Raw genomic sequence first — 13,738 nt, 5'->3', positions numbered from 1 at the left:
CGCGGGGGGCCCGGGCCCCAACCCCCCTTTGATCCTTGTTTCTCCCTTCTGTGGGACCGCCCAAAGAGGAGAAACCCGGGCCTCAAAGGGGAGGCCGGCCGGGCGCATCCGGGTCACGACGAAGGGACGCCGGCGTCAGCGGGCCGGGACGCCGACCAGCTCCGCCGAGCGGTCCCAGAGCCGCCGCGCCAGGTCGGCGTCCTGGGCCTGCGGGTGGGTGCGGCGCGCGACCCGGCCGCGCTCGTAGTACGCGCCGGACTGCCAGTCGACGCCAGGCTCGGTCTGCGCGAACCGGACGAGCTGCGCGGCGCCTCGCTCGGGCGAGGCCATGACCAGCTTGCCGATCCGGCTCCGGTACAGGGGCCGCATGAAGCTGGTGCTCTCGGCGGCGAAGTTCGTCGCGACGCCGCCCGGGTGGAACGCGACCGCCGACAGGCCCTGCCCGTGGAACCGCCGGTGCAGCTCGGCGGTGAACAGGATGTTCTCGAGCTTGGCCGTGCCGTAGGCGAGGTGGGGCGTGAAGTCCCGGTCGTGGTCCAGGTCGTCCAGGTCGAGGTGGCCGAACACCCGCGCGCCCACGCTCGACGTCTGGACGACGGCGGCGCGGCTGGCCAGGAGCGTGTCGAGCAGCAGGTTCGTGAGCAGGAAGGGCGCCAGGTGGTTGACCTGGAGCGTCGGCTCGAAGCCGTCCTCGGTCTTGGTGCGGTCGCCCAGGATGCCGCCCGCGTTGTTGGCCAGGACGTCGATCCGGGGGTAGGCGGCGTCGAGCTCCGCGGCCAGCCGGCGGACGTCGGCGAGCCGGGCGAAGTCCGCCACGAAGTGATCGGCGCCCAGCGGGCGGGCGACCTTTTCGGTCTTCTCCGGCGAGCGTCCGACGACGGCGACGCGGTGGCCGGCCTCGGACAGCAGGCGCGCGGCCGCCGCGCCGATCCCGTCGCTGGCACCGGTGATCACGATGGTCCTGCGGGCGGATTCGTCCATGGGAAAAGCATGCGCCGGCATGCCGGCCTGCCGGAACCGCCGCGCCGAGGCGTCGCCCCGGGCGCTGATCTCGAACAAGTTTTCCGGGTGCGAATAGCCTTCTGACCTGCGCTTTTCACCCTGACTAAATGTATATGAATGCGAAAAGCCGGATAAACCAGTTGTAGGAAATGTTCAGCGTGTTCACACTCGATGTCGGGTTGCTCCCCAGCGGCCCGGCTCCTCAGGAAACACACCAACACGGGGGTTGGCGATGTCCGAGGCACGTGCGCACCACCTTGTCAGCACCTGGTTGCTCCGGCGTTGGTTGGCGCTGGCAGTAGCCGTCGGCTTCGCGGCGTCGTTGTTGATCGCCGTGGCACCGCAGCAGCAGGCCGAGGCGGCCGCGGTGCCGCAGGCCGCCTCGCCGGGGCAGGGCCCGGCCGACCGGGCGATGCCGGACGGGGTGCGGCGGTCCACCGCCTATGCCGAGGACGAACGTCCGCCGGTGGTGCCGGAGGCCGTGCAGGCCGGGGGCGAGCCCGCCGAGGTGACGCCGACGGCGTGGCGAGCGCTGACGGCGCCCACCGCGACGAGCACAGCCACGAGCACAGGGACGAGCACAGCCACGACCGCGCGCCCGAACGCCGCCGCGGCGGCGTTCACCGGGATCGACCTGCGCCCGGGCTTCCTGCTCGGCGACACCTCGCTGGTCCTGTACTTCGACAGCGGCGACGTCGACCCCGACTGGGCCGCCGCCGTCGTGCGCCTGTACGAGGGGGACGACCAGACCGAGCAGGAGTCGGTGCGGCTGAGCCGCGCGGAGCTGGAGGGCCCGCGGTTCTGCGGCGGGGCGGAGTTCTGCCGCAGCTTCGGTGCCCAGGACGGCTGGGAGCTCGACGAGGACAAGAACTACTTCGTGACGGTCGCGGCGGTGCTGCCGGGCGGCGACGAGGTGGTCTCGGACCCGTCGGGCGACTCCCGGCCGCGCGCCACGATCCGGCCGCCGGCCATCCCCGACGACCAGGCGGCCGGCTGCGGGTGCGGGAACGCGCTGGCCCCCACCGCCGTCGGGCAGGCGAAGCGTGGCGTGGGCGTCAACACGGGCACCGGCGCGTTCGTGCGGGTCGAGCGTGACCTGCAGATGGCGTCGTTCGGCATCCCGTTCGCCAGCGCCCGCACCTACTCCTCGGCGAACAACCGCCAGGGGCCGTTCGGGGTGGGCTGGGCGTGGTCGTACGACATGCGCGTCACGCAGACGGACGACGGCGTCATCGTGCGCGCCGAGGACGGCGCCGAGGCGCTCTACACCCCGGACGGCGACGGGTACACGCGCCCGCCGGGCGTGCGGTCGAACCTCCGCAAGGACGGCGACGGCTGGGCGCTGGTCACTCCCGGCCAGGTGCGGTACCAGTTCGACGCCGCGGGCCGGCTCTCGGCCGTGCTCAGCCCGCGCGACGACGGCGTGCGGCTGGCCTACGTCGAGGTCGACGACCACGGCCACGGCCGGGACGTGGACCGCGACGAGGTCCGGATCACCGACGCGTCGGGACGCACCGCCGTCGCGCACCTCGCCGACGGGCTCATCGAGAAGATGGTGCTGCCCGACCGCCGTCAGGTGCGCTTCGAGTACGCCGACGGCCTGCTCAGCAAGGTCAAGGACGCCCGCGGGAACGTCTGGGAGTACGGGTACGACGCCGAGGGCCGCCTGGCCGAGGTGCTGGACCCGCACGACGTCGTCGCGGTGCACAACGAGTACGGCACCGGCGGGCGCGTCGTCGCCCAGCGCGACGGGGTGGGCGCCGAGATGACGTTCGCCTGGGACGCGGGCAAGCAGGAGGCGCGCAGCACCGACGCCGACGACGTCTCCGTGTACGACGGCTACCGCGGCAACGTGCTGCTCTACAGCCAGCGCAGCACCGGCGACGCCGACAACCACCGGTACAACGCGCGGCTGGACCGCAACCTCGTGGTCAACGGCAACCAGTACCAGCACGTGGTCCGGTTCGACGCGCAGGGCAACCCCACGCAGGCCGTGGCGCCGCAGGGCTTCGACGAGAAGACCAAGTACGACGACCGGAACAACCCGATCGAGTTCACCGACGCGAACGGGAACGTCTGGAAGAACACGTACAACGAGTTCGACGAGCTGGTGCGCAGCGTCGACGCCGAGGGCAACGACATCACGCACGAGTACGACGACCGCGGCCTGCGCACGTCCACGACGGACCAGCGGGACAAGGTCACGCGCTACGAGTACCGGCCGGACGGCGAGGAGAACGCGGGGCTGCTGTCCGCCGTCGTCTCGCCGGAGGGCCGGCGCAGCGAGCTCTTCTACGACAAGACGGGGCGCCAGGTGGCGCAGACCGACCCGCGGGGCACCGCGGACCCGCGCGACCGGCGGCGCTACACGACCGAGACCCGCTACGACGAGCAGGACCGCGTGGTCGAGGTCGACGAGCCGGGCAAGACCCGCGGCTGGCGGTCGGTGTACGACGACGTCGGCCGGCTCGCGCGCGAGGTCTCGCCCGAGGGCGTGGTCAGCACGTACAGCTACCTCGACAACGGCCTCCAGTCGAAGGTCGAGGCGGGCGGCCGGGTGCTCGTGTTCGAGTACACGGCGGCCGGCCGGCGCAAGTCCGAGGGCGTGCGGATGCGGGGCGACGACCTGACGACGTCGTACACGTACGACGCGAAGGGCCTGGTCAAGACCGTGACCTCGCCGCGCGGCAACGTGCCGGGCGCGAACCGGGCGGACTTCACCACGGAGTACTTCTACGACGCCAACGACAACCCGGTCCGGATGCGCATGCCGTACCCGGGCGGCGAGCACGTGGACCGCGACATCAAGGTCGACGCCCTGGACCGGACGACGGCCTCGATCAACGAGCTCAACAAGACCTCCAGCTTCGAGCGGAGCAACACCGGCCAGGTGAGCTCCGTGACGGACACCAAGGGCCGTACCACCACGATGGGGTACGACAAGAACGGCCGGCAGACCAAGCGCACCGACGCCGGCGACAAGACGACCCGCACCGAGTACGACGCCGCGGGCAACAAGATCAAGGAGATCTCGCCGGTCGGCGGCGTCACCACGTACGCGTACACGGACGACGGGCTGCTGGCGTCGGTCACGGAGCCGCGCGGTAACGTCGACGGCGCCGACAAGGCGCGCTTCACCACCCGCTACGAGTACGACCTGGCGGGCAACCGGGTGCGCGAGATCGACCCGCTCGGCAACACGACGTCGACCACCTACGACGAGAACAGCCGCCCGACCGAGGTGACGGACGCGCGCGGCGGGACCACCTACGTGGCCTACCGCGACGACGACCAGGTGAGCCACGTGCGCCAGCCGGACGCGCCGCGGCTGCCGCTGTTCTCGCAGGCATTCGCGACGGTGCTCGCGTACGACGACGACGGCCGCGTGGTCGGCGTGCGCGACCCGCAGGGCGGGCGCACGCACGTCAGCTACGACGAGGCCGGGCGTCCCCAGGCCACCACCGACCCGCTCGGCCGGACCACGCACGTGGGGTACGACGCCGAGTCGAACGCCGTCTCGTCCATCACGACCGACCGGCGCGAGGACCTGGACGACCTGAGCGAGGCCGAGCGGGCCGAGCGCACCATCACGTCGGTGTACGACCTGCGCAGCCGCCTGACCAGCCAGCAGGTGGGCTCGGGCGGCCCCGGGTACACGTACGGGTACGACGCGAAGGACCGGACGACGTCGTACGGCGACCCGCTGGGCGTGCGCACGGTGACGTACGACGACGAGGACCAGATCACCAAGGTGGTCCGCGAGGAGGCGAACCAGGCCGCCGAGACGTTCACCTACGGGTACGACCAGCGCGGCAACATCACCGACCGCACCTACCCCGACGGCACGAAGATCACCTCGACGTACGACGACGACTCGCGGCTCGCCTCCACCACGGCGGCCGGCGGCTCGGCGGGCGCAGCCAGCGCCCGCTGGGAGTACGCGTACGACGTCGCCGGACGCCGGACGGCTACGACGCTGCCGGCTGCCACGGGCCTCACGGAGGAACGCGCGTACGACGACGCCGGCCGGCTCACCTCGATCGGGACCGAGCGCACCGGTGACCCGGTGGACGGCGTGCAGGACCCGGTGTCCGCGTTCGACCTGACGCTCGACGAGGTCGGCAACCCGACGAAGGTCATGACCACGCGCGGCGGCGTCACCGAGGGGGTCGCGTACGCGTACGACGACGCGAACCGCGTGACGGACGCCTGCTACGCGGCGCACGAGTGCGGCCCGAAGAGCAAGGCCGCCGGCCGGATCTCGTACGAGTACGACCTGCTGGGCAACCGGACCGAGCAGAAGCGGACCGGCTCGGCGGGCGACGACCTGACGCGGTACACCTACGACCACGCGAGCCAGCTGCTGCGCGAGGTCACGTTCGGCAAGGACGACGGCCGGCCGAAGGTCGAGCGCAAGGAGTACGGCTACGACCTGCTGGGCAACCAGACGCGCGCCGGCGACGACCGGCTCGAGTACAACCTGGACAGCACGCTGGCCCGCGCGACCGTGGGCGGGGTGCGGACGAACTACACCTACGACGCGACGCGCATGCGGCTGGACGCGATCACGGGGGTGGGCGCGGGCGCGAAGACGCGGCACTGGTCGTGGGACGTCAACGGGTCGCTGGAGAACATCGCCGTCGACACCCTGACGGACGTGAACGGCGTGGTGCAGGGCCGGCAGGCCTTCGCGTACGGGCCCACGGACGAGCCGCTCGCGCTGCTGGAGACGCAGGGCGGGGCGCACGTCTACACCCACGACTGGCTGGGCGGCGTGGCGAACATGCTCTCGGCCGACGGGCAGGTCGAGGAGGGGTACGACTACGACCCGTTCGGCAACCCGCGGCAGGGGGCGACTCTCGCCGGGGCGGTTGCTGAGGCGGCCGGGGGTGCTTCGGGTGACGAGGCCTCGGATGGTGCCGGCTCGGGTGACGGCGCGTCAGCTGACGGCGCGACGCTGACCGGCGTCGGGCCGCTGGCGGAGGCCCAGCCCGGGGACACGATCAAGAACCCGATGCGGTTCGCGGGCGCCTACCTCGACCCGACGACGGGCGAGGGCAACTACGCGATGCGGGCGCGGAACTACGACCCGGGCACGGGGCGGTTCTCGTCGATGGACCCGGCGGGGGCGCAGCCCATCGGTTCTTCGCCATACGCGTACGCGGGCAACAACCCGATGGTGTTCACGGACCCGACGGGCGAGCGGGAGATCGAGGGCCCGACGGGCGGCGGCACCACGGAGAGCCCGACCGGCGCGGACACCACGTCCAACCCGAACGACCCCGGCGCGGAGGTCGAGGGGCCGAGCGCCGAGGACGTGGCCAAGGCGCAGCAGCTCCAGGGCAAGTCGATGCTCGACGTCATCCTGGAGGCCGGCGGGCAGATCCTCATGGAGTTCCTGGGGATCAACGACCTGATGAACTGTCTGAACGGCGACCTGGGCGCGTGCGTGATGCTCGTCGTCGGCGCGCTGCCCTGGGGCAAGATCTTCAAGGCGGCGAAGATCGGCGAGGCCATCTACAAGGCCGGCAAGGCCGTGCTGACCTTCTCCAGCGAGCTGAAGTGGGCGCAGACGATCCTGTCTGGCGCGAAGAAGGCGAAACAGGCTGCGGAGGCTGCGAAGGCGGCGGCTGCCAAGGCGGCCCGGGAGGCGGCGGCCAAGGCGGCGAAGGCCAAGGCCGCGGCGGACGCGAAGGTGAAACAGCTCGCGGCGGAAGCGAAGGCGAAGGCGCGGGCGCAGGCGGCCAAGAAGAAGGCCGATACGACCGGCAAGGGTGATACAGCCGGCAAGAAGGAGCCGGTTAGCAGCGGCTGTAACAGCTTCGTCGCCGGAACCCTGGTCCTGCTCGCCAACGGTTCAAGAAAGCCAATCGAGGACCTCGAACCGGGCGACGAGGTGCACGCTGCGGACCAGGAGACTGGAACCTCGGTCGGCGCACGCCTGGTCACCGCGCACATCACAGGCACCGGTTTCAAGACACTGGTGACGGTCACCGTCCAGGACGACGACGGTGGCAAGCAGAAGATCGTGGCTACCGACGGCCACCCGTTCTGGGAGCCCTCGGAGCGGAACTGGGTTGACGCCATCGACCTGCGTTCAGGTGATTGGCTCAGGTCGAGCGCCGGCACCTGGGTGCAGGTGGCCAGTGTCGATGTCAAGCGTGAACGCGCGACCGTTCACAACCTGACGGTGGACCGCAACCACACCTACTATGTGTCAGCCAGCGAGACTTCGGTACTTGTTCATAACGCAACGCCAGAACAGAAGTGCGATTTGACTCTGGGTGCAGGTCCAAATGCCCGAGAGGGAGTGGCCCTGGTGAACGGTGACATTGAGGCAGATGGCGTTCGAGAGATGATCAACGAATTTGGAAATGCGCACGGCTGCCACACGTGCACTGCAACGGTCCCTGGTACCAAAGGTGGGGACTGGATTCCCGATCACCAGCCTCCGACCAGTCTGGTCGCTCTCGGATCTCCTCAGACGGCGTATCCGCACTGCCTTCCCTGTGCGAGGCGGCAGGGCGGGGTTGTCTCACAACTCTCACAAGGGAGAAGCAACAAGCCATGGTGAACTCTGGTCCAGTGGTTGCATTTCTAGCGAAGATCGAGCACGGATGCCTGATCCTGCGAGATGCGAGAAGTGACGATGACGTAAGCGACTGGGACCCGACGTCAAGCAATTGGCATCAGGAGGGGAGTTCGGTGATATTCGGCGTTCAAGCCAGCGTCGACGGTCCTGTCGAGTGTGAGGTGTGGAGGTCGGATCCACCCACGGCGCTCTCCGTGAACCTCCTGGAGACGGCGCTCCCGTGCCCGTCTGGCTGGCTTGCGCTCCACGACCCGAACGAACACGTGCGCATGCAGTTCGTAGGATTTCCTGAATCTGCGCTCTGTTCGGTCATGGTGGACGATCTGCAGTTCCCGTCAAAGGTTCAGATTGTCCTCAGGGGAGACTCCAAGGGTTGAACTGACCGGACCATGACCTACGCCACCTCGACGTGCCTGCGGGCCGCCTCCATGAAGCGGAAGACGCCCTGCCGGGACGTGTCGCGGATGGCAGCGAACTCCTCGGCCGCGAGGTTCGGCTTCATCTGGTCTACGCCTTCGATCGCCTGCTTGCCCAGGTCGATCAGCTCCCTCGACTCCGTGATGAGCTGGACCCGGAACAGCGCCTCCTGGGCGTCCGTGTAGAGCCGGTAGGTCTCGTAGCGCAGGGCCTCGGGGTCGGCGCCGTCGCGCTGGTCGTGGATCGCGAACCACCGGTCCATGTGCGCCCGGCGCAGGTTGACCAGCGCGCCGCCGAACGTCGTGTACGCGCTGACCCGTTCCTTGCGCAGGCGTTCGCCGCGTTCGAAGCGTTCCGCGTCGGCGCGGTTGCGGCGCTGGAAGTAGTGGGTCGCGAGCGAGCCGAGCAGGGTTCCGAGGACGGCGACGACGCTGGTCACGATGATCTCCACGGCCCGAAGCCAACCATGCCGGCGCGCGGTGGGGAAGGGAATGACAGCAGGGCCAGCCGGGTTCCGTCAGGCATGGAGCTGCAGGTGGTGCTGCCCGACGAGTCCCCGGCGATGCCGGCGCGGACGCTGGTCGACCTGGCGCAGAGAGCGGAGGGCCTCGGGTACACGACGGCCTGGCTGCCCGACCACGTGCTGCCGCCCGGGCCGTACGGGGCGACGTTCGGCGGCGTGTACGAGCCGCTGGTGACCATCGGGCATCTCACCGCCGTCACCGAGCGCCTGCGGTTCGGCACGTCCGTGCTGGTCGTGCCGCTGCGCGACCCGTTCGTGCTCGCCAAGCAGGTCGCGACCCTGCACCAGCTGTCCGGCGGCCGGGTGGTCCTGGGTGTCGGGGTGGGCTGGAACGTCCCCGAGTTCGACGCCGTGGGCGCCGACCATTCCCGGCGCGGCGCCGTCACCGACGACTCGCTGGCGCTGCTGCGGCACCTGTTCGCGGGTGGGCCGGCGCCGTACGAGGGCCGGCGCTTCTCCTACGAGCAGGGCGTGTTCGAGCCGGTGCCCGACGGGTCGGTGCCGATCATGGTCGGCGGGAACAGCGACGCCGCGCTGCGGCGCGCGGCCCGGTACGGCGACGTCTGGCAGGGCCTGCCCGCCAGCCCGGCCGCGTTCGCCGAGCGGGTCGCGGTGCTCGCCGGCATGACGGGCGGGGGCTCGGCCGGTTCGGGTTCGGCGGGCACCGGTGCGGGCACGGGCACGGGCACGGGCACGGCGGGCGGCCGCGCCGTCGCGCCCGCCCTCCGGATCGGCTGGGACGGGCGGACGCCGGTCGGGCAGGTCGCCGACGCCGTCGTCGCCTACCGCGAGGCCGGGGCCGCCCAGCTCGCCGTGCACTTCGGGGAGCACGAGGGCACCGCGCAGCGGATGACGGCGCTGGTCGAGGCCCTGGCCACTCGGTGACGGATACGCGCTGACCGCTAACCGTTGACCGCTACGCGCCGAGCGGCGCCTCCAGCCGGTCCAGGGCCGCCACGACGAGCGCCGTCACGCCCGTCTCCAGGGTCGGGTGCGGCACCGGCGCGAACCGGGGGGAGTGGTTGGACGGGATGTCCCGGTCCGTCGTGCCCGCCTGCTCCGCCGCGAAGAACGCGGCCGGGTCCCAGCCGCCGAGCAGCCAGTAGACCAGTGGGACGCCGACGGCGGTGGCGAGCACGCTGACGTCCTCGCTGCCCGACACCGCGCCCGGGTCGATGACCCGCTCGGCGCCGAACCGGGCGGCCAGGGCCGCGCGCGTCCGCTCGGTCTCGGCCGGGTCGTTGAACAGCGGCGGGAACGACTCGCCGGGCGTGATCCGCGGGGGCTGCGGCGCCCCTGCGGCGGCGGCCTCGGCGTGGACGATCCGGTCGATGGCGCCCAGCACCCGGGTCCGCACGGCCTCGTCGAACGACCGGATGTTCACGCCGAGGCTGGCCTCGTCCGGGATGATGTTGTCCTTGGTGCCCGCCTGGAGGCGGCCCACCGTGACGACGGCGGCGTCGCCGGCCGCGACCTCGCGCGAGACGATCGTCTGCAGCTTGAGCACCGTGGACGCCGCCATCACGACCGGGTCCACCGTGGCCTCCGGCCGCGAGCCGTGGCCGCCCCGGCCGATCAGCCGGATGTCCAGGATGTCGGTGCCCGCGAACGCCGGCCCGGCGTGCAGCCCGAGCAGGCCCGCCGCGACGGGCGCCACGTGCTGCCCCAGCACGATGTCGGGGCGGGGCACGAGGTCGTACAGCCCGTCGTCGACCATGGCGCGGGCGCCCGTGCCGAGCTCCTCCGCCGGCTGGAAGACGACCACCAGCGTGCCCGACCACGCGGACCGCCCCTGCGCCAGCACGTCGGCCGCGCCGAGCAGGGCGGTGACGTGCACGTCGTGCCCGCAGGCGTGCATGACGCCCGACTCGACGCCCTCCGCCGTCGTGGTGCGGACGGTGCTGGCATACGGCAGCCCGGTGTCCTCCGTGACCGGCAGGGCGTCCATGTCGGCGCGTAGCAGCACGCACGGGCCGTCGCCGTTGGTCAGCACGCCGGCGACGCCGGTCCCGCCGACGCCGGCGTGCACCACGTACCCGGCCGCCGCTAGCCGCTCCGCGACCAGGGCCGCGGTGCGGGTCTCCTCGTACGACAGCTCCGGGTGCTCGTGCAGGTCCACGTAGATCTCGCGCAGACCCGGCAGCAGTGCCGGCAACGGCGCGAGGACGGCGTCGACGTCGGGCCGGGCGGCGGGCACGGAGTTCGACGGAGCGCCCGGCAGCGCTTCCGGCTGTGCTTCCGGCGGGGCGTCCGGCTGTGCAGGGGGAACGGTCATGCGCCCCACCCTCGCACCGCCGTGCCGGATCCGCGCTGCGACCGGGCCGTGCGGCGCCAACGACCGCGCGACAAGTCCGGGGGCGGCTGAGAGGCTGGAGCGGGCCCAGGCGTGTGGCCAGGGCGGAGAGGGTTCCATGAGAGGCAGAGTCACGCGCGCCGGCTGGTCCACGGCCCTTGCCGGGCTGCTCGCGCTCGGCGGCACGGGCGCCGTCGCCCCGGCCGCCGTGTCCGCGGCGCCGATACCGGCGGCCCCCGCTCCCGCCGTCGTGGTGCCCGCAGCCGTCCCCGCGCCCGCCCCCGACGAGTCCGTGGTCACCGTCGCGGTGGGCGCCGACCGGACCGGCACGCGGACCGTCTCGCCGCTCGCCGGCGTCATGCTCGGCCTGTTCGCCACCGCGGACGCGGCCGACCCCGTGGACCCGGACTGGGGACTGTGCACCTCCGACGCCGACGGCGACTGCAGCTTCGTGGTGCCCGACACCGCGACCGGCGGCGCGAACGCCGGCGCGCAGTGGTGGGTGCGGCAGGTCGAGGCGCCGGCCGGCTGGTTCACCAACCCCACCCTGCGGACGGGGCCGGGCTCCGGCTCGGGCTCGATCGAGAGCCCGTACGTCTTCCAGACGCCGGCGCTCGAGGGCGGCGCGACGTACTCGTCGACGTCCGACTTCATGTTCGGCTCCGCCGGGAGCGGCCGTCCCGTGACCGACTCCGAGGGCGTCTGGCAGCAGTCCCGGTCCAACCCGCCCCTGCCCGAGCAGTGCGGGCTGGACGTCGCGCTCGTGCTCGACCTCTCGTCCTCGGTGAGCTCGAGCGAGCTCGTGGCGCTCAAGGGCGCGGCGAACACCTTCACCGACGCGCTGGTGGGCACGCCGTCGCGGATGTCCGTGTTCTCGTTCGACGGCAGCTCGCCGAGCACCAGCGTCGGCGCGAACTTCCCGGACCTGATGAACGTGGCGACGCAGGCCGGCGCAGACGACTTCAAGGACGTCTACGCCGGCTGGACCACCGGCAGCGGCACCAACTGGGACCGCGGGCTGTGGGCGGTCGCCGACGCCGCGCCGAGCTACGAGCTGGCCGTGGTGATCACCGACGGCAACCCCACCCGGTTCAGCGCCGACCCGCTCCTGGGTACCGGCGGCACCACGCACTTCCGCGACGTCGAGAACGGCATCTACTCGGCCAACGCGATCAAGGGCGAGGGCTCGCGGCTCGTCGCCCTCGGCGTGGGAGACGGCGTGGACGACGTCACGCAGCTCAACCTGCGCGCGCTCTCCGGGCCCACCCTGTTCGACGGCACGAACGTGCTGGAGGCGGACTACTTCGACGCGGACGACTACGCCGAGGCGGGCGCGGCGCTCCAGGACCTCGCGCTGGCGCAGTGCCAGGGGTCGGTGAGCGTCTTCAAGGAGATCGTGCCGGCGCAGAACACGGGCGACGACGTCAGCGGTTCCGTCCCGGCCGGCGCGGGCTGGGTCTTCGACGCGAGCGCGTCCGCGCCCGGCGTCACCGTGGACCCCGCCACCGCGACCACCGCCGACGATGGTACCGGCGGCGTGAACTTCGACCTGGAGTACCCCACCGGCACGCTGACCTCGGACGTGACCGTGGCCGAGACGCAGCAGTCCGGCTACGAGCTGGTCGCTCCGGGCGGCCAGAACGCGGTGTGCGTCAACCGGACGACGGGCGACCCGGTGGACGTCACGAACGTCGACGACGCGGCGCGGCCGGGCTTCGTCGTCGACCTGCCCGCGACGGCGCTCGTCTCCTGCACCGTCTACAACCGGCCGTCGGCGGGCATCGTCGTCGACAAGGAGTGGGTGATCGACGGGGAGGCGTACGCCGACGGCGAGCAGCCCGCGGGCTTCTCGGCCGCCGCGACGCTGACCGGCCCGGCCGGGGCCGCCGCCACCGCGCAGCCGTGGGGCGAGGCGCGCGAGGGCTACGACGTGGACGAGGCCGTCACCGTCGACGAGGCGACAGACCTGCCGCCGGGGTGCACCGCCGCGTCGGCCGAGGTCACCTCGGTGGACGGCGATCCGCTCGACGATCCGTCCGCCCTGCCGTACGACACGACCGCCGGCCTCCCGTTCCGGGAGGTCGTCGTGACCAACACGGTCACGTGCCCCACGTTCCTCACGCTCGTCAAGACGGTCGTGAACGACGACGGCGGGACGGCGGAGCCGGCCGACTTCGAGCTCGACGCCGACGGCCCGACCCCCGTCACGGGGCCGGGCGGCTCGGCGGCCGTGACCGACGTCGAGGTGGACCCAGGCGACTACGTCCTGTCCGAGTCCGGCCCCGACGGGTACACGAGCAACGGATGGACCTGCGTCGACGGCGCGGGCGAGCCCGTCGCGGTCGACGACGACACCGTGACGCTGGCGGCGGGCACGAGCACGACGTGCACGATCGTGAACGACGACGAGGCGTCGGGCCCGACGCCCACGCCGACCCCGACACCCACGCCCACACCCACGCCCGAACCGACCGCGCCCCCGACCCCACCGCCGGGCGGCGGCCCGGGCGGCTCGGACGGCGGCTCCGGCACGGGCGCGAGCAACCCCGGCGGAGGACTCGCCGCGACCGGCGCCGACGTGACCGCCCTGCTGGGCCTGACCGTCGTCCTCCTGGCCTGCGGCTGGGCGCTGATCCGCACGGCCCGCCGCCGGGCGGCGACCGTCCGCCAGACCACCGGGACGGACAGAGCGCCGGGTGATCGGTAGAAAAGCGAGTGGTCGGCAGGACGTCAGATGATCGGCAGCCCGAGCTGCCGATCACCTGACGTCCTACCGACCACCGGGGCAGTCAGGTGGGGGGGGGGGCAACCCGACTCCCCCCCCCCCAAACCCCCCCCCCCCCCCCCCCCCCCCCCCCCCCGTCGCCCCCCCGACCCCCCCACCCCCCCCTCCCCCCCCCCCCCCCCGTGG

At 72.2% G+C, this 13,738-nt stretch carries 7 protein-coding genes; 4 read left to right on the top strand and 3 right to left on the bottom strand.

The features are described 5' to 3' along the window. Positions 1 to 135: 135 nt before the first annotated feature. Positions 136 to 981 (bottom strand): SDR family NAD(P)-dependent oxidoreductase, encoded by an 846-nt coding sequence (locus ACFV9Q_RS07360; protein WP_377233844.1) that lies wholly within the window; start codon positions 979 to 981, stop codon positions 136 to 138. Between the two features lie 253 nt (positions 982 to 1,234). On the opposite strand from ACFV9Q_RS07360, the gene ACFV9Q_RS07355 reads away from it, so the two are divergent. Both ACFV9Q_RS07355 and ACFV9Q_RS07350 read left to right on the top strand, forming a co-directional pair. Beyond that, complete coding sequence (locus tag ACFV9Q_RS07355; RefSeq protein WP_377233843.1) at positions 1,235 to 7,576, top strand: polymorphic toxin-type HINT domain-containing protein; 6,342 nt, start codon at positions 1,235 to 1,237, stop codon at positions 7,574 to 7,576. Next, positions 7,570 to 7,971, top strand: a complete 402-nt coding sequence (locus ACFV9Q_RS07350) for a hypothetical protein (RefSeq protein ID WP_377233842.1) — start codon at positions 7,570 to 7,572, stop codon at positions 7,969 to 7,971. The genes ACFV9Q_RS07355 and ACFV9Q_RS07350 overlap by 7 nt, the downstream gene beginning before the upstream one ends. Before the next feature lie 17 nt (positions 7,972 to 7,988). Here the strand turns inward: ACFV9Q_RS07350 and ACFV9Q_RS07345 are convergent, their stop codons facing one another. Further along, the gene (locus ACFV9Q_RS07345; protein WP_377233841.1) at positions 7,989 to 8,462 is read right to left on the bottom strand and encodes a hypothetical protein; all 474 of its coding nucleotides are present in this window, start codon (positions 8,460 to 8,462) and stop codon (positions 7,989 to 7,991) included. Between the two features lie 72 nt (positions 8,463 to 8,534). On the opposite strand from ACFV9Q_RS07345, the gene ACFV9Q_RS07340 reads away from it, so the two are divergent. Then, positions 8,535 to 9,419: a TIGR03619 family F420-dependent LLM class oxidoreductase gene (locus ACFV9Q_RS07340; protein ID WP_377233840.1), complete on the top strand. Its 885-nt coding sequence runs from the start codon at positions 8,535 to 8,537 to the stop codon at positions 9,417 to 9,419. 31 nt (positions 9,420 to 9,450) lie between these two features. Here the strand turns inward: ACFV9Q_RS07340 and ACFV9Q_RS07335 are convergent, their stop codons facing one another. Beyond that, positions 9,451 to 10,680 (bottom strand): amidohydrolase, encoded by a 1,230-nt coding sequence (locus ACFV9Q_RS07335; protein WP_377233853.1) that lies wholly within the window; start codon positions 10,678 to 10,680, stop codon positions 9,451 to 9,453. A gap of 265 nt (positions 10,681 to 10,945) precedes the next feature. On the opposite strand from ACFV9Q_RS07335, the gene ACFV9Q_RS07330 reads away from it, so the two are divergent. Further along, positions 10,946 to 13,534, top strand: a complete 2,589-nt coding sequence (locus ACFV9Q_RS07330; RefSeq protein WP_377233839.1) for a hypothetical protein — start codon at positions 10,946 to 10,948, stop codon at positions 13,532 to 13,534. Positions 13,535 to 13,738 lie beyond the last annotated feature (204 nt).

The organism is Promicromonospora sp. NPDC059942 (assembly GCF_042731755.1).
Taxonomy (GTDB): domain Bacteria; phylum Actinomycetota; class Actinomycetes; order Actinomycetales; family Cellulomonadaceae; genus Promicromonospora.
This window is presented reverse-complemented; position numbering and strand designations above follow the sequence as displayed.